Genomic DNA, 25,417 nt, shown 5'->3' with positions numbered 1-25,417 from the left:
TTCGTAAGGTTCTCATTTCATGCGTCGTACTCTGCTTTCCGTGTGTGTGCTGCAAGCGTTGTCTTCTTCCTCATGGGCCGAACAGGCCGATTCAACATCCGCAGCACTTGAACTGGACGCAACCGACGTGGTCGGCACGGCGGATTACGAACGGGCCGACGGCCCGGTGCAGGGTTATCGCGCGACACGTTCGGCCAGTGCCACCCGTACCGACACCTCGATTCATGAAACCCCGCAATCGATCAGCGTAGTGACCAAGGATGCGATCGAAGACCTCGGCGCCACCCGTCTGCAAGACGCGCTGGATTATGCCGGCGGCGTCGGTCGGGCGAACAATTTCGGCGGGCAGGGCCTGACCACATTCACCGTGCGCGGCTTCACCACCGGCGAGTTCTACCGCAACGGTTTCCCGATCAATCGCGGCTACCCGAACATGCCCGACGCCAACACCATTGAGCGTCTGGAAGTGCTGCGCGGGCCGGCGACGATGCTGTACGGCCGTGGCGATCCCGGCGGCACCTTCAACGTTGTTTCCAAGCAGCCGTTGGCCGAGCGCACGGTCACCCTCGGCAGTCAGTTGAATGATCAAGGCATGAAGCGCGGCACGCTGGACGCCTCGGGCCCACTGGACGAAGAGGGGCGCCTGGCCTATCGATTGAACGTGGTGGGCGAGGGCGGCGATACCTTCCGCGATCACGTCGAGACCGAACGCTACGGCATCACGCCAGTGCTGACCTGGCAGGCCAGCGATACCACCCGGGTGATCTTCGAGGGTGATTTCATGCGCAACAATCATCCTCTGGATCGCGGCGTGACGCGTTACGCCAAGCAGATAGGCACCGCCTCGCGCGACACGTTTTTCGGCGAAAAAGACGCCGGCAAATTGCACAACGACAACAACATGGCGCAACTGCGCTTCGAACATCTGCTCAATGATGACTGGACGCTGGGCGGAGGTTTTCAGTGGCTCGACGGCTCGCTTGAGGGCAATGCGATCGAAGCCAACGGCATTGCCGCTGACGGTCGAACCCTGGGGCGTAACTTCAACTACCGCAAACTGGAGTGGACCGATAAGGACACTCAGCTCAATCTGACCGGGCATTTCAGCACCGGTGGCTTGCAGCACACCTTGCTGACCGGTATCGAATACGAAGATTACGACTACAAGTCGATCATTCAGCGCTCCAGCGGCGCGGTCGGCGCCTACCCGATCGACATCTTCGATCCGGTCTACGGCCAGCCGCGCCCGGCACTGACCCGCACGCCGACCCACGACAAGGAAAACCTCAAGACCTACGCCGCGTTCGTGCAGGATCAGGTGGCGTTGACCGAGCGCCTGAAGGTTCTGGCCGGGGCGCGTTTCGAGCGTTTCGAACACGACTATGAAACCTACGTGCCGGGCGGCAAAAACTGGCAGGCCAGCGACAACGCGGTGACCCCGCGCCTCGGCGTGACCTACGACCTGACCGACACGCTGGCGGTTTATGCGGACACTGCGCGCTCGTTCAAGCCCAACACCGGCGCGAGCCGAGTGGGCGGAGGCTTTGCGCCGGAGAAAGGCAAGTCCTATGAAATGGGCATCAAGTGGGAAGCGCTGGATCATCAGTTGAGCGTCGATGCGGCGATCTATCAGATCGAAAAACGCAACGTGCTGACCACCGACCCGGTGGACTCGATCTTCAGTGTGGCAGCCGGGGAGGTGCGCAGCCGTGGTTTCGATCTGAACGTCGCCGGCAACCTCACGCCAGAATGGCGCGTTATCGGCGGCTACGCCTACGTGGATGCCGAAGTGACCAAGGACAACGTGATCCGCTCGGGCACGCGTCTGATGAATATTCCGCAAAACAGCTTCAGCCTGCTCAACGTCTACGAGTTTCAGGACGGTGCGCTCAAAGGCCTGGGCCTGGGCACCGGACTCAAGTATGTCGACGAACGCGCCGGGCAAACCGCCAATACCGCGTTCTCGATGGACAGCTACACGGTTGTCGATTTACTCGGCTTCTATAAGGTCAACGAGAAGGTGCGGCTCAATCTTGACGTGAAGAATCTGTTTGATCGGGATTATGAAGAGGGCGCGTTCGGTAATGTCTACGCCTATCCGGGTGCGCCGAGAACGGTGCAGGTGGGGATTTCCTACACCTTGTAAGCCGAGCTCGACGCTACAACGGCGGCCCCTCACCCCAGCCCTCTCCCGGGGGAGAGGGAGCCGACCGAGGTGTCTTGCGTTATGCATCGACCTGACAGCTCGCGTCGATTACGGGTCCATCCGCAATGCTTGGCGGTATTGCATTCACAGGAGCTATTGCAGGTCGGCGCTTATCGCCAATATCCCCCAATCGGTTCCCTCTCCTGGGGGAGAGGGCTAGGGTGAGGGCAGCTGTTTCGGCACCCGCCACTTAGCCAGTGACACAACCCTGCGGCGTCTTGCCGGCAAAGCTTTCCAGCAAACTCGCCACCATCATCTCACCCATGCGCGTTGAACACTTAGGGCTCAAGCATCAAGGGCCGCCATACGATCGGAACAACGCCAAGTATTGCCTTGTGCTGCTTGGGGTCGGGTGTCACGTGGTTCGCGGGTTCAGGAGGGTGTTTGTTCTCCGTGTCTTGCGGTTCGTCGGCGGGGGGCTTGTCGGTGTCGCAGACAACGTTATCCATGGTTCTTTCGCCAGATGATTACAGGCAGGCAACTATTTGATCTGCACGATTACCTTGCCTTTCGCACGGCCCTGTTCGACGTAAGTCAGGGCTTGGCCCGCTGACTCGAAGGCGAAGGTGCGGTCCAGCACCGGCGTGATGTGGCCGGCCTCGATGAGGGTGGCGATTTCTTGCAGTTGTGCACCGTTCGCCCGCATGAACAGAAAGCTGTAACGGACATCCTGCTTGCGCGCCTTGCGCCGAATACTCAGGCTCAACAAACGCATGACTTGCCGCAGTGGCCAGGCTAATCCTTGCGCCTTGGCGAACTCTGCGGTTGGCGGGCCTGAAATGGAAATCAGCTGGCCGCCCGGTTTGAGTACCTTGAGCGAGTTCTCCAGAACGTCAGCGCCAAGGCTGTTCAGCACCACGTCGTATTCGCGCAGTTCATGCTCGAATTGCTGGTGCTTGTAATCAATCACCACGTCAGCGCCCAACGCTTTAACCCACTCGACATTCGCGGTGCTGGTGGTGGTCGCGACAAAAGCACCGAGGTGTTTGGCCAGTTGAATGGCGATGGTGCCGACACCGCCGGAACCGGCGTGAATCAAGATCTTTTGGCCCTTTTGCAAACGGGCGATGTCGACCAGCGCTTGCCAGGCTGTCAGGGCAACCAAAGGGATAGCGGCGGCTTGCTCCATGTTGAGATTGGAGGGCTTCAAGGCCACCGCGTTTTGGTCGACGGCGATTCGCTCGGCGAACGTGCCGATTCGCTGTTCGGGCACGCGCGCATACACCGCGTCGCCGGGCTTGAAACCCTTGACTGCTGCGCCAATCTCAATCACCACGCCGGCACAATCGTTGCCCAGTACCAAGGGGAATGAATACGGCAGAATCAGTTTGAATTCGCCGCTGCGAATCTTTGAATCGAGTACGTTGACGCTGGCCGCATGGACTTCAATCAGCACGTCGTGGGCGCCGGACACAGGCTCGGAGACATCGCCAATACGCCCGTTCTGCTTGCCGTAGCGATCGATAAAATAAGCTTTCATGGTGGGGACGGCTCTCACAGTTTTGGGGGAGGGCAGCGTTGTCTGAGCAGATCGACTCAGCTGTCGAGAAACGCCTGCGCTTTACTGACAAAGTCAGCGTAGTTCTGGAAAATCGCGCCGTGTCCGGCGTCTTCATAAATGATCAGTTGCGCGTAGGGAATCCGGTTCGCCAGATCAATCGAGTTGACCGTGGGCACCATGATGTCGTTGTCACCGTTGACCACCAGTGTCGGGATTTGCAGGCCTCCAAGGTTCTGTGGTGCCTGTTTGCCCCATGCCTTGATGGCTTTCAACTGGCGCAGAAAAGCGCTGGGTGTCGGGCGCTTGTCGCGATCTTTGCGGCGTTCTTTCAAACGGTGCAGAAAGTCTGTCGCGGCCCGCCGTCCGTTGGCGGTTGTGGTGAAAAACAGGTGGAATTTCGGGTCGCGCAGGGTCAGCAAACCCTTGAACATCAGTGGCCAGGAAACCGCACCGACCTTGGCGATATCGACTCCGCCAGCAGGTCCGGTGCCGGTCAGAATCAGGCGCCGCACCAAAGCGGGGGCTTTGAGCGAAATATCCTGAGCAACGAATCCGCCGAGGGAAAAACCCAGCAGATCGACGCTGTTGAATTCCAGCGCAGCGATCAGGCTGATAACGTCGTCGGCCATTTGCGCGACGGTCAGGGGCGCGGTGCCGCCTGAGCCACCGACACCGCGATAGTCAATGGCGATCACACGTCGGGTTCGCGCCAGACCATCGACTATCCGTGGATCGAAATCGTCGAGTGTCGCGCCCCAATGATTGAGCAGGATCAGCGGCACCGCCGACTTGAGGCCGAGGTCTCGATAGGCGAAGGCCGTGCCGCCAACCAAAATTGATTGGTTGGCGGCTTTGACGAAAGGCATTGGTTGCATCGGACTCACGCCAGGTAACGCTGCGCGACGGCCGACTGGCGGATCTGTGTCAGCAGGCCCTGCCGCGCGGTTTGCAAGGCATCCCAGCGCTCACCTTCGTGCAGCGGCGGAATGGTCACCGGCTCACGACGATCGAAACCGACCAGCGCCGCATCGACCAGATCGGTGACTTCCATGATCTCGCTCAAGGTGTTGATGTCGATGCCCGCGCGGTCCCAGATTTCCGTGCGGGTAGCGGCCGGCAGTACGGCTTGCACGTAGACGCCCAGTGGCGACAGTTCCAGGCTCAACCCCTGAGACAGGAACAGGACAAACGCTTTGGTCGCGCCGTACACCGACATGCCGAACTCCGGGGCCAGACCGACCACCGAGCCGATGTTGATAATCGCGCCGTCACCGGCCTTGGCCAAACGGGGAGCGATGGCACTGGCGAGCCGCACCAGTGCCGTGGTGTTGAGGGCGACCAGATTGGCCACTTGGTCGGTGCTCTGCTCGATGAAGGTGCCGGACTGCGCGGCACCCGCATTATTGACGAGGATGCCAATACGCGCATCGTCGCGCAGGCGTGCTTCGACGGTGTGCAGATCGCTGAGTTGGGTCAGGTCTGCCTGCAGCACATCCACGGCGACGCTGTGTTTGTTACGCAGTTTCGCGGCGAGTGTTTTCAGGCGCTCAAGGTCGCGGGCGACCAACACCAGATCATGCCCGCGTTGGGCGAAGCGTTCGGCGTAAACCGCTCCGATGCCGGTAGAGGCGCCAGTGATCAGAACAGCAGGGTGGGCGTTCATAGGGTCATCTCTTTTCAAAAAATCGATTAAGGAGAGGCAGTAAATGCGCTGGTGCTCGGCTTATTGGGCAGCAGCGCTCCATTCAGCCAGGGTCGGATAGTCGATGTAGCCTTCTGCGCCGCCGCCATACAGGGTGGCGGGGTTGAAACCGGCCAACGGCGCACCGGCCGCCAGGCGCTCGACCAGATCGGGATTGCCAATGAACGGGCGACCGAAGGCGATCAGATCGGCCTGGTCTTCGGCGACCCGCACGTTTGCAAGATCGAGGTCGTAGCCGTTGTTGGCGATGTAAGTGTTTTTGAAGCGCTGGCGCAGAGCACCGAAATCGAACGGCGCGACATCGCGCGGTCCACCGGTAGCGCCTTCGACCACGTGCAGATAAACGATGCCCAGCGCGTCGAGTTGCTCGACGATGTAATCGAATTGTCCTTGCGGGTCGCTGCTCGACACCCCGTTGGCCGGCGACACGGGCGAGAGACGAATGCCGGTGCGATCTGCGCCGATCTCGGCGACGACCGCGGCCGTCACTTCCAGCAACAAGCGCGCACGATTCTCGATCGAGCCGCCGTAGGCATCGGTGCGCACGTTGGCGCCATCCTTGATGAATTGATCGAGCAAATAGCCGTTGGCACCGTGGATTTCCACCCCGTCAAAACCTGCAGCAATAGCGTTGGCTGCTGCCTGACGGAAATCGTTGACGATGCCCGGCAGCTCGCTGATGTCCAGCGCGCGCGGCGCTGAAACGTCCGCAAAACGGTTGTTGACGAATACTTTGGTCGCCGCGCGCAACGCCGAAGGGGCGACAGGCGCGGCAGCGTTTTCCTGAAGGTCAACGTGTGAAACGCGGCCGACATGCCAAAGTTGCAGGAAGATCTTCGCGCCTTTTTCGTGTACGGCTGCGGTCACCTTGCGCCAGCCATCTATCTGCGCCTGCGTGTAAATCCCCGGGGTGTCCTGATAGCCCTGGCCCTGTCGGGAGATCTGCGTCGCTTCTGAAATCAGCAGGCCGGCGGAGGCGCGTTGACTGTAATAAGTGGCCGCGAATTCACTGGGCACGAAGCCTTCGCCCGCTCGATTACGGGTCAACGGCGCGAGAACGATTCGATTCGCCAGCGTCAGGGAGCCAAGCGTGTACGGCGAGAACAGAGTTTGATCGGTCATGGGTTTGATCCGTGCCTGTGGATGAGTAGCGATAATGCCTGCAATTAGGATGATGATCGAAATCTAAGCTGTCAATGATTTTGATTATGGCTGACATCTATGTATCATCGGCGCATGATTTTCAGTGGAGGTATTGCACGTGAGAGTGACCAAAGCCCAGGCGCAGGCGAACCGCGAGCACATCGTCGAGACCGCGTCGGTATTGTTTCGCGAGCGCGGTTTTGACGGTGTCGGCGTCGCGGATCTCATGGCGGCGGCCGGATTCACCCACGGCGGTTTCTACAAACACTTCGGCTCGAAGGCCGACCTGATGTCCGAAGCCTCGGCCAACAGCCTTGCTCGGTCATTGGTCGGTGCCGAAACGCTCGATGTTCAGGGCTTTGTCGACGTCTATGTGTCGAGAGAACATCGGGATGGACGGGGCAGCGGTTGCACCATGGCTGCCTTATGCGGTGACGCAGCGCGTCAGTCCGACGATGTGAAAACCGCCTTTGCCGATGGCATCGAGCGCACGCTGCAGACGCTTGGCGACAAGTACCCGACAGGGCCCGACGCGGCATCTGGTGAGGGGCGAGTGAAAATGATCGACATGCTGGCGCGTGCGGTTGGCGCGATTATCCTGTCGCGGGCCTGCCCGGATGATTCAGCGCTGGCCGATGAAATACTTGCGGTGTGCCACGCTGAAATGACCGCCTCATTGTCGCTTTCTGCCAACAGTGAAGCAGAGGGGGGCTGATAGGCATTGTCCTTTTTGAGTTGACGGTGAAACGCTTTTCAGCCGATTTATCCCGTCCCTGTGCGTCAGTAATCTGTACCCAACTTGAACGCAACAACAAATTCAAAAACTCAAAAGGGAAGCAGACCATGACCACTCCAACCTACAACCGCCTGAACAAAGACGACGCCATCGTGTTGCTGGTCGACCACCAGACCGGCCTGATTTCCCTGGTGCAGGACTTCTCGCCCAACGAGTTCAAGAACAACGTGCTGGCCCTGGCCGATCTGGCCAAGTTCTTTGAGCTGCCGACCATCCTCACCACCAGTTTCGAACAAGGCCCGAACGGCCCGCTGGTGCCGGAACTGAAAGAGATGTTCCCGGACGCGCCGTATATCGCTCGTCCAGGTCAGATCAACGCGTGGGACAACGAAGATTTTGTGAAAGCGATCAAGGCTACCGGCCGCAAACAAATCATCATTGCCGGTGTAGTGACCGATGTGTGTGTGGCGTTCCCGACCTTGTCGGCGCTGGCGGAAGGGTTTGATGTGTTCGTGGTGACCGATGCGTCCGGCACTTTCAACACCACCGTGCAACAAGCCGCGTGGAGCCGCATGACTCAGGCCGGCGCACAGATGATGAACTGGTTCTCGGTAGCCTGTGAGCTGCACCGCGACTGGCGCAACGACATTGAAGGACTGGGTAACCTGCTGTCGCAGCGGATTCCCAACTATCGCAACCTGATGAACAGCTACTCGGCGCTGACTGCTCAGCAGAAGTAAGCCTGCGCGATACAAACGAAAGCCTGCCCTGAAAAGCAGGCTTTTATCATTTTTGTTGCGCCGATTTAATCAGCGTTAACTGGCCCACTCATCACGAAACTGCAACAGAAAGTCGACAAACGCCCTGACCCGTTGCGGCACATATCGGCCGTGCGGGTAGAGCAGGGTGTAAGGTCGCGAGCGGCCGGCGTAAGGTTGTAGAACCTCGACAAGGCTGCCGTCGGCCAGCTCTTTTTCGACGATGAACTTGTAGGTCTGGAAGACACCCGCGCCGTGTTTGGCCAGGGTGACGCCGCCGAGCACGTCATCGGAACAGGAGTAACCGCCGTCGGAAAACACTTCACGATCATGGCCATCCTCCTGGAACAGCCAGGAGATCCGCCGCCCGCTACTCGGCAGTTCAAACTGAATGCACTCGTGTTGAACCAGATCCTCAAGCGTCTGCGGTGTGCCAGCCTTTTTCAAATAATCGGTCGAGGCCACCACCACCAGTTTTGCATCCTCCAGCAGGCGCGCGACCATGGTCGAATCCGGTTGGGCGCGGACGCGGATCGCCAGATCGTAGCCTTCGCCGACAAAGTCGATATTGCGGTTGCCCAAGTGGATGTCGACGGTGACATCAGGGTAGAGCGCGCGGAATTTTGGCAGCAGCGGCAGGATACGGTGATGCCCGTAAGTGGTGGGCAGGCTGATGCGCAACAGCCCTGAGGGTGACGACTGTGCGCCCATGACTTCTTGTTGCGCTTCGACCAGTTGCGTCAGCGCCTGGCTGCACTGGACGAAAAAGTTTCTGCCCGCTTCGGTCAAGCGAATGCTGCGCGTGGTTCGGGCAAACAGGCGCGAACCCAAGCGCTGTTCCAGACGCAAAATCGACCGGCTCACGGCGGCCGGAGTTACACCGGCGAGCTGCGCGGCGGCGGTGAAGCTGCCGGCTTCAGCGGCGAGGCAAAAGAGTTCGATGCTGCCTAACTGCAAGTCTTCAAAGTGGCGCTTCATGTGAGTACACCGAGGATCAACTGACATTTCATCCTCCGCCTTATCTCATGAAGCGGCACCGCCGGTACACACCGGCAGTGCGGCGGGGCGGTCTCAGTGGCCAGCGCTCTGCCCACCGTCGACATGGAGGATCTCGCCGGTGACGAAGTTTGCGCCGTCCAGGTAGAGGATCGCTTGCACGATGTCGTCGATTTCACCCATATGGCCAACCGGGTGAAGGCTGCCGAGGGCGGCGTGGGTTTCTTCGCCGTGCATCGGCGTTTTGATGATGCCCGGTGACACCGCGTTGACCCGAATGCCGCGCTTGGCGTACTCGATGGCCAGCGATTTGGTCGCTGCGTTGATGCCACCTTTGGTCAGCGAAGCGAGCACCGACGGCACGCCGTCAATCGCGTGATCAACCAGGCTGGTGGTGACGCTGACGATGTGGCCGCTGGCGTTTTTTTCCATTTCGGCAATGGCCAATTGCGAGATGTGGAAGAAGCCGCTCATGTTGGTCGCCACTACTTGTGCGTAGTCTTCCTTGCTGTATTCGGTGAACGGCTTGGCGACGAAAATTCCGGCGTTGTTGACCAGCGTGTCGATACGCCCGAAACGTGCAACGGCTTCGCGAATCACGCGCTCGGCGGTCTGCGGGTCGGCGATGTCACCGGCGACGGCGAGAATATCCTGGTCGGTGGACGGTTTGATCGAGCGGGACGTCGCGACAACCTGATAGCCGCGTTCACGGAAACCTTTGACCAGGCCTGCACCAATGCCTTGCGAGGCGCCGGTGATCACAACAACTTTCTTGGACGTGTTCATGATGTTTCCTCATGCAATCTGAATGGTTTGAAAAACGGATTTCGGTTTTCAGGCGTGCGCCGCAACCTGTGCAGCCTGACGTAACGCTTGCTCGTAATAAGCAATGGACTGGGAACCGGGGATGACCTGCTTGTCATCGAGGACCATGGCCGGAACCGAGTCGATGCCGCGCTGCTGATAAAACCGCTCGAGTTCGCGCACCTGTTGGCTGAACTCTGCATTTGCCAGCACTTCATGCGCACGCTGGCTGTCGAGCCCTACGGCACCTGCCAGAGTTGCCAGCGTGGTGCGGTTATTCGGGTTTTCGCCGTCAGTGAAGTAGGCCTTGAGCAAGGCTTGCTTGAACTCACGCTGACGTCCTTGTGTGGCGGCCCAGAACAGCAGTCGGTGGGCGTCAAAGGTGTTGTGAAAATGGCTGCGTTTTTCCAGGTCGAAGTGAAAACCGATCTGCTCGCCGCGTTCGATGATCATCGCGTTGCGATCCGCCACTTGCTCAGCGCTGCGCCCGTATTTGCGCATCATGTGCTCGATGGCGTGCTCACCTTCGGCGGGCATGTCCGGGTTCAGTTCGAACGGTTTGTAAGTCAGTTCCACGTCGACTTCGCCCGCCAGATTGTGGATCGCCTGCTCCAGCGCGGTGGCGCCCAATGCGCACCAGGGGCAAACGACATCCGAGACGAAATCGATTTTCACTGTACGGCTCACGACTGCGAATCCGTTAACTGTTGGCGATACTCGGTGGTGGTGATGCCGGCATAACCCCAGTTATCGGTGTCGACTTCTTCGATCACGATGTGGGTGAGTTTCGGGTCTTTGTGCAGAACCCGCTCCATCGTTTCGGTGATCTCTTTGATGATCTGGGCTTTCTGTTCCCGGGTCACGCCGTCACGGGTGATGCGTACGCTGATGAAAGGCATGGGAATCGCTCCACTGGCCAACCCGTCAGGATGATGGGCCGCTGTTGGAATGAACTTTAAGAAGCTGCGCAAGATTGATAAATAGGCCTTGAGGTACATCATTTGTGATGTGGTGTATCAAATGGGTGTTTGCGCAGAAGTGCGCAAGAAGTTGCGCAGTCCCCGGCCTGTTTTCATCCCAAAAAGTCTATTCAGGCCTTATGAACCGTGGCTTGCAGCCAACTGCGCAACTTTTTGCACAGTACTGCGCAAAAAGTTGCGCACTTTTATCTGTTTAATCTCGTTTATTCAAAGGTCGGCGTACGGGCTGTTTGTTTAAGGCGTTGAAGAGTAATGGCTTTGTGATAACTGGCATGGAGTTTGATAGCTCAAGCCTGCCCGGACAGGCAATGGTGCCTGTCGGTTGTGTGTTTTGAGCAAGGAGAGCACCCCATGGCAACACCAGCGTACATGTCGATTACCGGCGAAAAACAAGGCCTGATCACTGCCGGCGCTTTCACCGCTGACTCCGTAGGCAACACCTTCCAGGAAGGCCACGAAGACCAGGTCATGGTTCAGGCTTTCACCCACGACGTGATCATCCCGCGTGACCCGCAATCCGGTCAGCCAACCGGTCAGCGCGTGCACAAGCCAGTTGTGATCACCAAGGTCTACGACAAGGCTTCGCCGCTGCTGCAAGCGGCGCTGACTTCTGGCGAGCGCATGAGCGAAATCGTTATCCAGTGGTATCGCACTTCGGCGCAAGGCACCCAAGAGCACTACTACACCACCAAACTGGAAGACGCGATCATCGTCGCCATCAACAACAAAATGCACAACTGCCAGGATCCAGGCAACGCGCACTTCACCCACCTGGAAGAAGTGCAGTTCACCTACCGCAAAATCACCTGGACCCACGAAGTCTCCGGTACTTCGGGTTCCGATGACTGGCGTGCTCCAGTCGTTTAATCGCGGCTGATGAAGATACCGACTCGACCAGTGCTGCTGGTCGAGTTCACTGCTTGATCCAGGATTTTTCGCATCGGATTCTTTCAATCTGATGCGCGTTGCACATCTGCACGAGGGACAAGGAATGTTCTCACCGGCCAACCAGCCTCATTTCAATCTGACCGTCGATGGCATCGACAGCGACTTCCAGGTGCTGTCGTTCACCGGTCGTGAGGCCCTCAACACGCCGTTCGAATTCGAGCTGGAACTGGTCAGCGAAAAGGCTTCGATCAACCTCGAAAGCGTGCTGCACAAACTGGCGTTTCTTCAGCTGTCGCCGAGCGGCAGCGGGATTCACGGGCTGGTCTACAGCATCGTCCAGGGCGAGGCGGGCAAGCGCCTGACCCGTTACAAAATCTCCTTGCGCCCGCAACTGGCGTACCTCGCGCACCGGGTCAATCAGCGCATCTTCCAGCAGATGACCGTGCAGCAGATCATCAGCAAGGTGTTGGAAGAACACGGCATCCTCGCCAGCGATTATCACTTCCAGCTCAGCGCGATTTACCCCGAGCGTATTTACTGCGTGCAGTACGACGAGTCGGACCTGGATTTCATTCAGCGCCTGTGTGAGGAGGAGGGCATTCACTACCACTTCCAGCACACGTCGAGCGGGCACAAACTGACCTTCGGCGATGACCAGACGGTGTTCCCGAAACTCGCGCCAGTGGCCTATCAGCAGGATTCCGGGCTGGTCGCCGACAAACCGGTGGTCAAGCGTTTCGGCCTGCGCCTGGCCACGCGCACCAGCCGCACCACGCGCCGCGATTACGACTTCGTCAAACCGAAGATCGAACTGGAAAGCGACGCCAAGAGTTCGGCTCAGCCAGACCTTGAAGACTACGATTACCCGGGCCGTTTCGTTGATCGCGAGCGTGGTAAACACCTGGCCAATCGCGCGCTGGAACGCCATCGCAGCGACTACCGTCTGGCCGAGGGCAACAGCGATCAGCCGATCCTCGTCACCGGTCATTTTCTCGCCCTGACCGACCACGCCAACCCGACTTGGAATGACTTGTGGCTGCTCACCGAAATCTTCCACGAAGGCAAACAGCCGCAAGTGCTGGAAGAGTCGGTGACCAGCGACACCACCGACCTCAAGGACGATTTCCACCAGGGCTATCGCAACCGCTTCAGTGCGATCCCGTGGGACGTGCCGTACCGTCCGCCGCTTGATCACCCGAAACCGAAAGTCCTCGGCACACAGAGCGCGGTGGTCTGCGGCCCTGAAGGCGAAGAGATTTACTGCGACCAGTACGGCCGGGTGAAGGTGCAGTTTTTCTGGGACCGCGAAGGCAAGCACGACGACATGACCAGTTGCTGGATGCGTGTCGCGTCGAGCTGGGCGGCCGAGACCTTTGGTTCGATCAACATTCCGCGTGTTGGCATGGAGGTGTTGATCACCTTCCTTGAGGGCGATCCCGATCAGCCGCTGATCACCGGTTGCCTGTACCACGGCGCGAACCTGCCGCCGTACAAGCTGCCGGATTTCAAGACCCTAGCCACGGTCAAGAGCAAGGAATACAAGGGCAGCCGCTCCAACGAACTGCGCATCGACGACACCACCAGCGAGATCAGCATCGCGCTGCGCAGTGATCATGGTGCGAGTGCGATTAACCTTGGTTATCTGACTCATCCGCGCCCGAGCGGTGGGCAGCCGCGCGGTGAAGGGTTTGAGTTAAGAACCGACCGCCACGGTGCGGTGCGTGCGGCCGCCGGCCTGCTCATAACCACCGAACCGCGCCCGAACGAATCCAAGCACCACAAGGATTTGCCGGAAACCGCTGAACGCCTCGCCACGGCCAGCGATCAGCAGGACGGTTTTGCCGTGCAGGCCAAAGAGCTTCAGGCCCAAGAGGCCGGCGATCAGGACGACGTGGCCAAAGCGCTGCACGCCCAGCATCAAGGCGTTCTCGGCTCGGGTCCGGCGAACCTCACCGCCAACGAATTCCCGGAATTCACCGAGCCGCATCTGGTCCTCGCCAGTCCCGCCGGCATCGCCCTGACCACGCCGCGATCCAGCCACATCGCCACCGGCGAACACCTGGCGCTGAGCAGCACCGGCCACACCAGCCTGTCGATCGGCAAACGCCTGCTGGCCAGCGCCAGTCGCGGCATGCGCCTGTTCGTGCAGAGCATGGGCTGGCGGCTGGTCGCGGCGTCCGGCGACATCGATGTGCGTGCGCTGAAGGACAGCATCAACCTGCTGGCCAAACTCAACATCACCGCCAACGCCGACCGCATCACCATCACCGCCAAGACCGAACTGGTGATCCAGGGCGGCGGCAGTGCCACGACCTACAACGCCGGCGGCATCACCCATGCCACCAGCGGCCCGTACACCGCGCACGCGGCGAACTTCGCCTACACCGGCGCGAAATCTTTGGCCGGGGTATTCCCGGAACCGCCGAAACCGGGCAAGGGCAACCTGGAATTGTTCAACCAATACGCCGGGCGACAGGGCATCAAGGAAGGCGATTACGAAGTCATCGATGCGTTGGGCAAAAGCATCAAGGGCAAGCTCGATGGCAAAGGTTTTGCCAGCGTTGCCGGCGCCGCACCGGGGCCGGCACGTGTGCTGTTCGGCAAGGATCCGGCGGACACCTGGAGCGATGGCAGTTACATCGGTAAGCCGGAGTGGCCGTTGAATCCACCGGGGGCCGAAGACGTGCCGAGTCAGGTGCAGGCGATGGTCGCGCAGGTGTTGCCGAGCAAGAGTTGGGAGATGTTGGAGAAGGGCAAGGACATGGCGCAGACAGGGATGAGTGCGGTGCAGACCGCGCAAGGTGCAATGCAAACAGCACAGCAAGTGAAAGGTGTTGTGCAGGGCGGGGTGGCCGGGTTGCCGAAGCTGGCGAGTGCGGCCATGCCGAGTGCTTCGGGGATTCTGGGGGCGGCGAGCAGGGCGGGTAAGTTGCCGAGCCTGCCAACGGTATCGCTGCCGAAGACTCCGCTGGGGGCACCCGGTCCGGCTCCTTTTTCCAGCCTGTTGCCCGGTGAGGTGATGTCATGACCGAGACGAGCAAACCCCGCGAGCCCCAGGTCGCCGTCGTCCCGCTCAATACCGTTGACGCCAAGGATGTCGGGCGCGGCGCCGCGAAATTCGATGCATGGTTGCAGTCGGTCAGCGGCGGTATCGTTACGCTTGACCGAATCAAGAACGTGGCCGGTGCCTTGCCGGTTGTCGGCAACATCATGGCGCTGGTTGATGCCTTGGGCGACATTGTGACCCTGGTCAAGAGCAAGCAGCGCGAGATGCTCGACTGGGTCAGTCTGGGCATCAACCTGATCGGCGTGGTACCCGCGCCGCCCAATATGGCAGCGGCGCGGATGAGTTTGCGCCCGACCTTGTTTCTGGTTCGTCAGGAACTGCGCAACAGTGCCAAGATGCTGCTCGGTGACTCATTGATTGAAGTGCTGCTGGGTCATTTGAACTCCACGATTGTCGGGACCATTGATGATTTCGTGCAGAAGGCACAACCCAAACTGGCGGGGATACTCGACAAGGCTGGAGAAATTGGCGAGGGCGCCGTCACCGAGATCGCCAAGGGCCTGGAGACTGCGGTCAACGGCAAGCTCGATGCCAAGGGCGATCTGAACGCCGCGAGTGCAAAAATAAGCGCCGCTGGCGGCCAGCTGTTGCATGACCCCAAGGCCGCCATCGGAAATATGTTCGGTGCCGCCTTCAGCGCATACAAGGCCGCTGGCAAAGGTGTGGCGAATAGCGCAGCGAAAAATCTGATCCCCGAGAAAGCCAGGGAACTGGTGCTCACCAATACGAAGATGCTGCGTCCCCTTGGCCCGGAATTGCGTCGCCAGTTGAACAAACTGGCGGACCCTGCAACTCAGCATTCCATTGGCTGGCTGGTTTCGATGCTCGCCGGCGCGGTGACCAGCTTTCGCAAGCGCAAGGGCGCCGGGCAAAGTGCCGGGATAAAGCCGGACAAGACCACGCAAGCGCGACGTCAGGCAGCTGACGGGCGCCTTGAGAAAACCAGTCATCAGGCCGGAGCTGAGGGCGTTCCGGGATGCCCGAAAAACCGTGTCCCGGTCGGTACGAAACACACCATCACGTTTGCGATGGGCTCGGAGATTCTTGAACACGCAGACTTCTACCTGCCCGGGCCGTTCCCCATCGAGTGGACGCGCACCTACTGCTCAAGTCTCGATGCCTATGACCAAGGCAACCTGGGGGCTCGCTGGATCAGCGAGTTCACCCGTTATCTGGACTGTGTCGATGAGGGGCTGATGTTCCATGATCTGGACGGTCGCAGCCATGCGTACCCGCTGCCGCGCCTTGAACAGTTCCACTACGATGCCATCGAGAACCTGACCCTGATTCGCGCCACCGAGGACACCTTGCTGCTGCACCGTGGTGTCGAGCGCAAGGAAACCTATCTGCGCCATGGCCGGCGTTTTGTGCTGATCAAGGTGGAACTGCGCAACGGTGCCGGGATCATGCTGCACTATGAGCACCGTCACAACGATAACCCCGTACTCTCAGACCTGATCACTTATCAGGACGATCTCGCCAACGTCCATTTGCACGTGGGCACGATGATCGATGAACGCGGGCGGCTGAGCGGTCTTTGGGAGATCAGGAACGGCCAGGTGCAACGGCAGCTCTGTGCCTATCAATACGACGCGTACGGCGACCTGATTCAATCACAGGACGAGAATGGCGCCGCCCGGTCGTACCAATATCAGCATCACCTGATGACCCGGTATACCGATCGCACCGGGCGCGGCATGAACCTGCAGTGGCAGGGCTCGGATGCCAAGGCCAAAGCAGTGCGCGAATGGGCCGATGACGGCAGTTTCGATACGCGTCTGGAGTGGGACGAAAACATTCGCCTGACTTACGTCACGGATGCTCATGGCAATGAGACGTGGCACTACTACGACATCCTTGGCTACACCTACCGCATCCGTCATGCCGATGAACGATCGGAATGGTTGTTCCGCGATGAAGCGAAAAACGTCGTGCGGCACATTCACAGCGATGGCACCACAGACCGTTACCGCTATGACGAGCGCGGCAATCTGCTTGAACACATTCAGGCCGATGACACGGTCGTACATTTCGCCTATGACGATCAGGATCAACTGATCAAGGTCTGTGATGCCGAAGGCGGCCTGTGGCTGCGAGGTTACGACGACCGCGGCAATCTGATCGAGCTCATTGATCCGCTGGGCAACAAGACTGAGTACGCCTACAACACAGCCGGCCTGCCCACCGCGATCAAGGACGCACTTGGCAACGAAAAGACACTTGAATACAACGACGCCGGACAGTTGATCAAACACGTCGATTGCTCCGGCAAGACGAGTACCTGGGAATACGACGACCGCGGACAGATGATTTGTTTCACCGATCCGGCGGGGCAAAGCACCGAATATGAATACCGGCTAGGTCAACGGGTGCTGATCAAGCATCCGGACAATACCGAGGAGCATTTCGAGAGCGACGCCGAAGGGCGATTGCTGGCACATATCGACGGTCTGGGCCGCTGTACGAACTGGAGCTACAACGCTGCGGGCCTGCTGGCTGAGCGTATTGATGCGGCCGAACAGACGCTGCGCTACCGCTGGGACCTGTTGGGGCGTCTGACCACGCTTGAAAACGAAAACGAGCGCCGTGCACACATTCATTACGACCCGATAGGGCGGGTGTTGGAAGAAAGCGGATTTGACGGGCGTGTAACGCGTTATCAATACGATGCCGAGACCGGGCGAATGGCTCGCACGGTCGATGGCAATCGCAGCATCGAATTCCGTTTCGATCCGATGGGGCGGGTGGTCGAGCGCCGCGCCAGTCTTGGCGAACAGGTGCTGAGTGAAACCTTTGATTATGACGGCAACGGTCACCTGATCCTGGCGGGTAATGCGCAAAGTCGATTGCAATGGTTCCATGATGCCGCAGGCAACCTGGTGCGCGAACATCAGCACTATCTCAGCCTGGAAACACCGCAGATCGCCGTCTGGCAGCACGAATATGATGCACTGAACCAGCGAACCGCCACGGTCCGGCCTGATGGCCATCGGGTCAGTTGGCTCACCTATGGCAGTGGCCACGTATTGGGGTTACGCCTGGATGAGCACGACCTGGTCGGTTACGAGCGTGATGACCTGCACCGCGAGATTGCCCGGCATCAAGGCAACAATCTGCTGCAGACCCAGAGCTGGAACCCTGCGGGGCACCTTCATGAACAGATGTTGGGTCGCCGCGATGATAAAAACACGCTGATCAAGCGTGAATACCTCTACGACGCCGCTGGGCAACTGACCCATATCAACGACAATCGCCGTGGCCCGTTGGCGTACCACTATGATCCTGTGGGGCGCATCGTTACTGCTGCCAGCCGACTGGGGGTGGAGACATTTACGTTCGATCCGGCAGGCAACCTGCTCGATGAGCAGATAAACAAAATCCGTCGGCCACTGGAGCTCGATTCGGCTCACAGCCAGCAACTCGATGACCGGCTGTATCAATACGCCGACACGCAATACCGGTATGACGAACGTGGCAACCTCGTGGAGCGCTGGCAAAACGGCAGCCAGAGCCAACTGACATGGGACGTCCTTGATCGTCTGGTGCGTTACGACGACGCTTTGCTGAGTGTGAAATATGCTTATGACGCCCTCGGTCGGCGCCTTTACAAAAACGCCAGTGCTCACGTCAAACAGCGCCCCGAAGCGGGTTCGCAATGGAACCGCGATGAACAGGCTCGTCGCCAGCGGGCCTTGGGATGCAACTTCACGCTATATGGTTGGGATGGCGACAATCTGGCGTGGGAAAGCACCCCGGCTCAGTTGGATGGCACCGCCGGGCGCACCGTGCATTACATCTATGAGCCTGGCAGCTTTGTGCCGGTGGCTCAGGCGCTAAGACATCAAACGATCAGGCTGGCGGATCAGCCGGATTACGAGGGGCCATACAGTCTGGACGAGGATCCGCTGTGGAGCTTTTCGCCGCAGGCGCCAGAGATTGAAGTTCTTGCGTGGTATCAATGTGATCACCTGGGGACGCCTCAGGAAATCACCAACGCTAACGGCGAGATTGTCTGGAGCGCGCAGTACAAGGTCTGGGGAGAGATTCAGGAGTGGCGCTCCGATTGGGCACGTCAGCATGGACTGACTAATCCGCTGCGCTTCCAGGGTCAATACCATGACCACGAGACGGGCCTGCATTACAATCGCTACCGCTACTATGATCCGCAGACTGGCCGGTTTATCAGCAAGGACCCGATTGGCTATCTGGGCGGTCTGAACCTCTATGTCTATGCCCCGAACCCGGTTGGCTGGGTTGATCCTTGGGGCCTGCAGCGAATTAAAAACGCCGTGGACGGGGACCGTCGGCATCAGGCCTTCAACGAGGAAATGCGCGTCAAGCATCCAACGGCGATCATTCAATGCGAATGCTACCTGCGTGATGCCAAAGGCAATTCTGTAAGAGATCCCGACACCGAAGAACGGCGCAGGATCGACACGGCGGTCATTGAGGGCGGTCAGGCGCATACCTATGAAGTGACGAGTCATAATGCCGATAAACGTGATCAGATGGCAAAAGAGGCGCGCGTACGGGCAAAAGGCGGAACCTTCATCAGGGTTCGCTCAACGGGTGAGCTGGTCCCCGTTACCGGGATTTCCAAAGTCGAAAGGAGGGATTGAGTGAGCGAAGATTACGCAGTTTGGGATATCGATCAGATCCTCGAAGCTTATGTGGACGAGCCAGAGTTCAGCGCGAGCGTTGAAGTCGGATTCACCGCGCTCTTCGTTTTTCTGCAAGAGCACGGTCTTCTCACTTGTCGCGTCACTGACGCAAGTGGAACGCTGGTAAAGCGGAGGATTATGGCCAGTGAAATAACCGGGGAAGGCAAGCGGCTCGCCTGCGGACCCAAGAACCCTGTGCAGCGCTGGCTGGGCTCCAAGGCCGGACAGAAGAACCCGCCTGACATGAGGCCCCTGGAAAAAGCCTTGGGTCTCATCCGGGCGGCGGGGTAACAGGCAAATCTGCTCACTGAGGGGGGCGTGAGTCTCCCGGTTTTCACGCCGTCCGCACGACGTTAAAAGGCGTGCGGGCAAGCAGTATCTGTCAAAGGAGTGACAACATGAAAGACGCTATCCGCTTGGGCGACGCCACCACTCACGGTGGCAAGGTCCTCGAAGCCTTCTCCCAGACTGACCTCAACGGCAAGCCCATTGCCGGGGTCGGTCACAAAGTCAGTTGCCCGTTGTGCAAAGGGATATTCCCGATTGCCGAGGGCAGCAGCACCTACACCGTCGATGGCACGCCGATCGCGCTTGATGGCATGAAAACCGCCTGTGGCGCTGCGCTGATTGCCAGTGGCCCGAAAGGCGCGGTCGTCAGCTGAGCGCCGTAATGCCGCTGACGGAGAGCCGGCGGCGTGGCGTTTGACCTTAGTGAAGACATGTAATTTGAATGTAGCGGGCGGTAGCGGCTGCGGAGGAAGGCAATGACGTCAGGGTTTTCAAGCGAACTCAGAACTCTCTCCCCCAGAGATTTACAACGTTATCCTCAACTGTAATTCAAGGGAGGGCAGCATCACGTCACCGTCACACTTGGACTCCCGTTCAAGTGTGACGGCGACAAAAGCAAAGCCTAGGGACGAAAGGGCGAAGTGTTGACGTAAGTTCAATACCAGAATCTGGAAGCGAGCCTGCCCGCGGAATTGGCGCATGCGCACATGCCGGCCACGGTTTCTCAAGCCAGCAACTGCGTGATCCATTCAGCCTGGCGCGTGACCTCTCGTACCTTCGCCTCGGGCAAAGCCTGCTGCGCCCGGGCGAACTGACCCAAGGTCTTTTGCTTTTCGCGCAGTATGCGTTGCCACTTCGCCAGAAACTCAGGACTGCGTGCCTGCATCTGTAGCGGGCCGAAGTACAGTTCTTGATCGGTGTAGGTCACGAGGGCTGCGCGCTCGGCCACGATGATTTCGTAGTCGAAGCGGTTTTCCCGCAGCAGCTCTTCGGTGAGGATGCGGTAGCCGTTGTCCATGAGCCACTGGCGCAAGGGCTGTTCGCCACCGTTGGGTTGCAGGATCAGGCGTTCCTTGTCGTTCAAACGGTCTTTGCCGCTGTCGAGGATGTCGCGGATGGTCTCACCGCCCATGCCGCAGATCGTGATGGCGGTGATGCCGTCGTCGGCTTTGATCGCCGCCAGACCATTGGCCAGGCGCACGCTGATGTGCTGTTGCAGATCATTCTCGCGCACGGTGCGTTCAGCCGCGTGGAACGGCGTCGCCGCAACCTCGCCAGCCACCGCCGCAGTGATCAAGCCACGACGCATCAGCGCCACCGGCAGATAGCCGTGGTCCGAGCCGATATCGGCCAGCCGGGCACCGACCGGCACGTGGGCAGCCACGCGCTCAAGGCGCATGGACAATGAATGTTCGTTCAACGGCAACCCCTGTTCAGCACAATCCTGCGATGGCAGGCAAAGGGGTGCGACTCTGGCGAGCAACGCCGGGCCTGTCAAATCCCGGCGACAGAATTCAATAGCCCATTGACTGCGCTGAGCAGTCAATGGGCGTTTACGCTCAGCCCGCCAACGTCGCGTTGTCGATCACGAAACGATATTTCACGTCGCCCTTGAGCATGCGCTCGTAGGCGTCGTTGATCTGGTCGGCGCGGATCAGTTCGATGTCGGAGACGATGCCGTGCTCGGCGCAGAAGTCGAGCATTTCCTGAGTTTCGGCAATGCCACCGATCATAGAGCCGGCAATCGTGCGGCGCTTCATGATCAGGTTGAACACGTTCGGCGACGGATGCGATGTGGCCGGTGCACCGACCAGCGTCAACGCACCATCACGCTTGAGCAGCACCAGAAATGCGTCGAGATCGTGCGGCGCGGCGACGGTATTGAGGATCAAGTCGAAACTCTTGGCGTGTGCAGCCATTTCTTCGGCATTGCGCGACACCACCACTTCATCGGCGCCCAGCGCCTTTGCCGCTTCGCGTTTGGATTCAGAGGTGGTGAACGCAACCACGTGAGCGCCCAAGGCGTGGGCCAGTTTGATGCCCATGTGGCCGAGGCCACCGATGCCGACCACGCCGACTTTCTTGCCGGGCCCGGCGTTCCAGTGGCGCAGTGGCGAATAGGTGGTGATGCCGGCACACAGCAGCGGCGCGACGGCGGCCAGTTGTGCTTCGGGATGACGGATGCGCAGCACGTAGCGTTCATGCACGACGATGTTTTGCGAATAGCCGCCCAGCGTCCAGCCCGGTGCATCCGGGGTCGGGAAGTTGTAGGTGCCGATCATGCCGTCGCAGTAATTCTCCAGCCCGGCTTCGCAGTCATCGCAATGTTTGCAGCTGTCGACAATGCAACCGACGCCGACCAGATCACCGATCTTGTAGTCCGAAACATGGGTGCCGACGGCTGAAACGCGGCCGACGATCTCATGTCCCGGTACGCAAGGGAATTGCGTGCCGGCCCACTCGGCGCGCACCTGGTGCAGATCGGAATGGCAGATGCCACAGAACGCGATGTCGATCTGCACATCATGGGCGGCCGGCGCGCGGCGGTTGATCTGCATCGGCTCAAGGGGTTTGTCGCCAGCGTGGGCGCCGTAGGCTTGTACAAGCATGGGAACATCCTCAATCGGTTCGTCGTGGTGACATTCTTGCTGTTCTGCCGCACCGGGCAGTAGTGCATTCCTGTGCGATCCTTGCCTGATCCTGTGCGTTGTTGTGACATTGCGCGGACAGACGCTCGGGGCGTTTGCAGGTAATCTCCCGCTCTGACTAAAACAAAACAAAAGCGGAGTCATTGATGCAACCAATCCGTCTCGGTCTGGTGGGCTACGGCAAGATTGCCCAGGATCAACACGTCCCGGCGATCAACGCCAATCCCGCTTTCCAGTTGGTGTCCGTCGCCACTCAAGGCAAGCCCTGCGCGGGTGTGGAGAATTTCCAGTCCTTGAGTGAATTGCTGGAGAACGGTCCACCGGTGGATGCGATTGCCTTCTGCACACCGCCGCAAGGTCGGTTTGCGCTGGTGCAGCAAGCGTTGGCCGCCGGCAAACACGTGCTGGTGGAGAAGCCGCCGTGTGCCACATTGGGCGAAGCGCTGGCCTTGGTCGAACAGGCGGCAGAGCAAGGCGTCAGCGCGTTGTTCGCCTGGCATTCACGCTACGCGCCCGGTATTGAGGCCGCCCGCGACTGGCTCGCCTCGCGCACGCTGCAAAGCGTGCAGATCGACTGGAAAGAAGACGCACGCAAATGGCACCCCGGCCAGACCTGGATCTGGCAGCCCGGCGGCCTCGGCGTGTTCGATCCGGGAATCAATGCGTTGTCGATCGTCACCCATTTGCTGAAGCTACCGCTGTTTGTCGAATCGGCCGAACTGCGCGTGCCAAACAATTGCCAGTCGCCGATTGCCGCGTCGATCCGGATGTCTGACGCCCGCCGCCTCGATGTGCGCGCGGAGTTTGATTTTGACCATGGGCACGATGAGCTGTGGAGTATTGAGGTTCGCTGCGCTGAAGGCGTGTTGCGCCTGGATAACGGCGGCGCGTTGTTGAGCATTGATGGTGTGCGCCAGGCCGTTTCGGAAGAGGGCGAGTACGCGGCGGTGTATCGGCATTTTCAGCAGTTGATTGGCGACAAGGCCAGCGATCTGGATGTGCAGCCGTTGCGGTTGGTGGCGGACAGTTTCTTTGTCGGCAGTCGGGTGTTGGTTGAGGCGTTTTACGATTAGTGCACCTCCACCGCTCACTGCTACACGAAGCGAAACGAAAAAAGCCTGCCCTGAAAGCAGGCTTTTTCGTTTTTGGCTTGTCCGTTAATGCGATGAAACATACTCCGAAGGCGTGGTCGGCAATGGCAGCGCATACGTCGCCTTCATCCATTCAATCTCTGCCTGTGGTGTCCTGCCGAAGAAGCGTTTGAACTCACGACTGAATTGCGAAGCACTTTCGTAGCCAACGCTGAAGGCGGCTGCCGAAGCACTCATGGCCTGGCGCAACATCAACAGGCGCGCCTGATGCAACCGCGTCGACTTCAAATACTGCATGGGTGAGGTGTCGGTCACGTTGCGAAAATGCAGGTGGAAGCTCGGCACGCTCATGCTCGCTTCATGGGCCAGTTGCTCGACATCGAGTCGCTGCTGATAACAGCTATGGATCTTGCGGATCGCGCGAGTCACTTTGCCGAAATGTCCCTGCCGGTTGAGCGCGGCGCGCATGGAGCCACCTTGCTCACCAGTCAGGATGCGGTAATAGATTTCCCGCAGCAGGGACGGCCCGAGGATTTGCGCTTCGCCGGCAACGCTCATGGCCTGCAGAAAACGCAGGGTCGTTGCGCGTAGCGAATCATCCATGGGCGAGGCGTACATGCCTCGGGGCGGAGCATCGCTTGGGCCATGCACATCATCCACTTGCAGCATCAACTCGCTGGCGAGCTGAAAGTCGAGGTGCATGTAGATCGCCAGCATCGGCTCGGCCTCGGTGGCGTCGGTCTCCATGGTGAAGGGGATCGGCACCGAGACCACCAGATAATGCTGAGCGTCATAGACGTAGGTGTCCTCACCCAGATAGCCGCGTTTGCGGCCCTGGCAGAGAATCACGATACCGGGGTCATACAGCACCGGGGTGCGTGTCAGCGGGCGATTCGAACGCAGGAAACGCACGCCGTCGAGGGCGCTGAGGTTGTAGCCCTCGGCGGGTGTGAGGGCTTTGATGAGCTGCACCATGCGCGCCGTGCTTGCGTCGACCTGCGTCATCACATCCTCTCTCAATGGTCGGTGGACCGGCTCAGCGCTTCCCATTGATCAATCTCACTGGCCGCACTCTGCAGTTTGTCACGGACCAGACGCAAGGCATCACTGCCCAATAGTAAATGCGCCGGTGGTGTCGGGCTGGCGATGATCTGCAGCATCGCCTGGGCAGCCTTTTGCGGGTCGCCGAGTTGCTTGCCGCTTTTTTCTTCGCGGGCTATGCGGATCGGATCGAAACCGGCGTCGTAGTCGGCAATGCTGCGGGCGGTACGCTGCATCGAACGACCCGCCCAGTCCGTGCGGAACGAACCCGGTGCGACGGCGGTGACGAAGATATTGAAAGGTCGCAGTTCCTTGCTCAGGGTATCGGAGATCCCTTCGAGCGCAAATTTGCTGCCGCAGTAATAGGCGATGCCCGGCATGGTGATGGTGCCGCCCATGGAGGTGATATTGAGGATGTGCCCCGCACGGCGCTGGCGGAAGAAGGGCAGGAACGCTTTAGTCACTGCCACCGCACCGAACACATTGACGTCGAACTGACGACGCATGTCTTGCAGCGATGATTCTTCGAAGACGCCTTCGTGACCATAACCGGCGTTGTTGACCAGCACATCGACAGGGCCGTGAGTGGCTTCAACCTGCGCAACGACGCTGTCGATCCGCTCGAAATCAGTGACGTCCAGAATGACCCCGTAAGCCTTATCCGGGGACAGCGCCTGGAAGCTTTGCTGATCGGCTTCACTGCGTACGGTGCCGATGACGCGGTGGCCTGTAGCGATAGCTTCCTTGGCCAGCGCATGGCCGAAACCGCTGCTGACGCCGGTGATGAACAAGGTTTTGCTTGGTTTCATGACAGTCTCCAATGACTCGAGTGTGGTGTCATGGTAGCCATCACCCAACCGGTGACCTATGCCGGATTATCTTGGAAGATTGCCTATTCCTATCAGGC

21 protein-coding genes are annotated in these 25,417 nt (G+C 59.4%); 9 read left to right on the top strand and 12 right to left on the bottom strand.

From position 1 onward, the window contains the following. Positions 1–19 precede the first annotated feature (19 nt). Complete coding sequence (locus tag ACIF4X_RS04645; RefSeq protein WP_397481138.1) at positions 20–2,146, top strand: TonB-dependent siderophore receptor; 2,127 nt, start codon at positions 20–22, stop codon at positions 2,144–2,146. 541 nt (positions 2,147–2,687) lie between these two features. Here ACIF4X_RS04645 and ACIF4X_RS04640 read toward each other — a convergent pair. From ACIF4X_RS04640 to ACIF4X_RS04625, 4 genes are read right to left on the bottom strand one after another with little or no spacing between them, the layout of a single operon-like run. After that, on the bottom strand, positions 2,688–3,686 hold the full coding sequence (locus ACIF4X_RS04640) for an NADP-dependent oxidoreductase (RefSeq protein ID WP_397481137.1): 999 nt from the start codon (positions 3,684–3,686) through the stop codon (positions 2,688–2,690). A gap of 56 nt (positions 3,687–3,742) precedes the next feature. Further along, entirely contained in the window at positions 3,743–4,582 is an 840-nt protein-coding gene (locus tag ACIF4X_RS04635) for an alpha/beta fold hydrolase (RefSeq protein WP_397481136.1), read from the bottom strand. A 5-nt stretch (positions 4,583–4,587) separates the two neighbouring features. Further along, a complete protein-coding gene (locus ACIF4X_RS04630) occupies positions 4,588–5,370 on the bottom strand; it encodes an SDR family NAD(P)-dependent oxidoreductase (protein ID WP_397481135.1) in 783 nt (260 codons plus the stop codon). A gap of 60 nt (positions 5,371–5,430) precedes the next feature. Further along, on the bottom strand, positions 5,431–6,531 hold the full coding sequence (locus tag ACIF4X_RS04625) for an alkene reductase (RefSeq protein ID WP_397481134.1): 1,101 nt from the start codon (positions 6,529–6,531) through the stop codon (positions 5,431–5,433). A 139-nt stretch (positions 6,532–6,670) separates the two neighbouring features. On the opposite strand from ACIF4X_RS04625, the gene ACIF4X_RS04620 reads away from it, so the two are divergent. Continuing rightward, positions 6,671–7,267 carry a TetR family transcriptional regulator gene (locus ACIF4X_RS04620; protein ID WP_397481133.1) on the top strand — a complete coding sequence of 199 codons (597 nt, stop codon included), beginning with the start codon at positions 6,671–6,673 and terminating at the stop codon, positions 7,265–7,267. Positions 7,268–7,395: 128 nt separating this feature from the next. After that, positions 7,396–8,028, top strand: a complete 633-nt coding sequence (ycaC, locus tag ACIF4X_RS04615; RefSeq protein WP_007916011.1) for an isochorismate family cysteine hydrolase YcaC — start codon at positions 7,396–7,398, stop codon at positions 8,026–8,028. 75 nt (positions 8,029–8,103) lie between these two features. Here the strand turns inward: ycaC and ACIF4X_RS04610 are convergent, their stop codons facing one another. From ACIF4X_RS04610 to ACIF4X_RS04595, 4 genes are all read right to left on the bottom strand, one after another. Further along, positions 8,104–9,024 (bottom strand): LysR family transcriptional regulator, encoded by a 921-nt coding sequence (locus ACIF4X_RS04610; RefSeq protein ID WP_397481132.1) that lies wholly within the window; start codon positions 9,022–9,024, stop codon positions 8,104–8,106. Positions 9,025–9,117: 93 nt separating this feature from the next. Continuing rightward, positions 9,118–9,828, bottom strand: a complete 711-nt coding sequence (locus ACIF4X_RS04605; RefSeq protein ID WP_397481131.1) for an SDR family NAD(P)-dependent oxidoreductase — start codon at positions 9,826–9,828, stop codon at positions 9,118–9,120. Between the two features lie 48 nt (positions 9,829–9,876). Further along, the gene (locus ACIF4X_RS04600) at positions 9,877–10,533 is read right to left on the bottom strand and encodes a DsbA family oxidoreductase (protein ID WP_397481130.1); all 657 of its coding nucleotides are present in this window, start codon (positions 10,531–10,533) and stop codon (positions 9,877–9,879) included. Next, on the bottom strand, positions 10,530–10,745 hold the full coding sequence (locus ACIF4X_RS04595; protein ID WP_397481129.1) for a 4-oxalocrotonate tautomerase family protein: 216 nt from the start codon (positions 10,743–10,745) through the stop codon (positions 10,530–10,532). The genes ACIF4X_RS04600 and ACIF4X_RS04595 overlap by 4 nt, the downstream gene beginning before the upstream one ends. Positions 10,746–11,177: 432 nt before the next feature. On the opposite strand from ACIF4X_RS04595, the gene ACIF4X_RS04590 reads away from it, so the two are divergent. The 5 genes from ACIF4X_RS04590 to ACIF4X_RS04570 all read left to right on the top strand — a co-directional run bounded on the left by ACIF4X_RS04590 (position 11,178) and on the right by ACIF4X_RS04570 (position 20,104). Continuing rightward, a complete protein-coding gene (locus ACIF4X_RS04590) occupies positions 11,178–11,693 on the top strand; it encodes an Hcp family type VI secretion system effector (RefSeq protein ID WP_397481128.1) in 516 nt (171 codons plus the stop codon). A 124-nt stretch (positions 11,694–11,817) separates the two neighbouring features. Continuing rightward, the gene (locus tag ACIF4X_RS04585) at positions 11,818–14,742 is read left to right on the top strand and encodes a type VI secretion system tip protein VgrG (protein WP_397481127.1); all 2,925 of its coding nucleotides are present in this window, start codon (positions 11,818–11,820) and stop codon (positions 14,740–14,742) included. Continuing rightward, on the top strand, positions 14,739–19,400 hold the full coding sequence (locus ACIF4X_RS04580; protein WP_397481126.1) for an RHS repeat-associated core domain-containing protein: 4,662 nt from the start codon (positions 14,739–14,741) through the stop codon (positions 19,398–19,400). The genes ACIF4X_RS04585 and ACIF4X_RS04580 overlap by 4 nt, the downstream gene beginning before the upstream one ends. Beyond that, complete coding sequence (locus ACIF4X_RS04575) at positions 19,401–19,733, top strand: hypothetical protein (RefSeq protein ID WP_397481125.1); 333 nt, start codon at positions 19,401–19,403, stop codon at positions 19,731–19,733. It abuts the gene before it with no gap. 107 nt (positions 19,734–19,840) lie between these two features. Further along, a complete protein-coding gene (locus ACIF4X_RS04570; RefSeq protein WP_397481124.1) occupies positions 19,841–20,104 on the top strand; it encodes a PAAR domain-containing protein in 264 nt (87 codons plus the stop codon). A gap of 350 nt (positions 20,105–20,454) precedes the next feature. Here ACIF4X_RS04570 and ACIF4X_RS04565 read toward each other — a convergent pair whose 3' ends face one another. Further along, complete coding sequence (locus ACIF4X_RS04565; protein WP_397481123.1) at positions 20,455–21,150, bottom strand: tRNA (adenine(22)-N(1))-methyltransferase; 696 nt, start codon at positions 21,148–21,150, stop codon at positions 20,455–20,457. A gap of 139 nt (positions 21,151–21,289) precedes the next feature. Beyond that, positions 21,290–22,339, bottom strand: coding sequence for an NAD(P)-dependent alcohol dehydrogenase (locus ACIF4X_RS04560; protein WP_397481122.1), 1,050 nt, complete (start codon positions 22,337–22,339; stop codon positions 21,290–21,292). Positions 22,340–22,524: 185 nt separating this feature from the next. Here ACIF4X_RS04560 and ACIF4X_RS04555 point away from each other — a divergent pair, with 185 nt between their 5' ends. Then, positions 22,525–23,451, top strand: coding sequence for a Gfo/Idh/MocA family protein (locus tag ACIF4X_RS04555; protein ID WP_397481121.1), 927 nt, complete (start codon positions 22,525–22,527; stop codon positions 23,449–23,451). An 84-nt stretch (positions 23,452–23,535) separates the two neighbouring features. On the opposite strand, the gene ACIF4X_RS04550 is transcribed toward ACIF4X_RS04555, so the two are convergent. Beyond that, positions 23,536–24,474, bottom strand: coding sequence for an AraC family transcriptional regulator N-terminal domain-containing protein (locus ACIF4X_RS04550; RefSeq protein WP_397481120.1), 939 nt, complete (start codon positions 24,472–24,474; stop codon positions 23,536–23,538). Between the two features lie 11 nt (positions 24,475–24,485). Beyond that, on the bottom strand, positions 24,486–25,319 hold the full coding sequence (locus tag ACIF4X_RS04545) for an oxidoreductase (RefSeq protein ID WP_397481119.1): 834 nt from the start codon (positions 25,317–25,319) through the stop codon (positions 24,486–24,488). Positions 25,320–25,417: the final 98 nt, after the last annotated feature.

Source organism: Pseudomonas sp. NPDC085632 (assembly GCF_044541255.1).
GTDB lineage: Bacteria > Pseudomonadota > Gammaproteobacteria > Pseudomonadales > Pseudomonadaceae > Aquipseudomonas.
The sequence above is the reverse complement of the archived record's forward strand: the minus strand, read 5'-3'. Positions and strand labels throughout refer to the sequence as shown.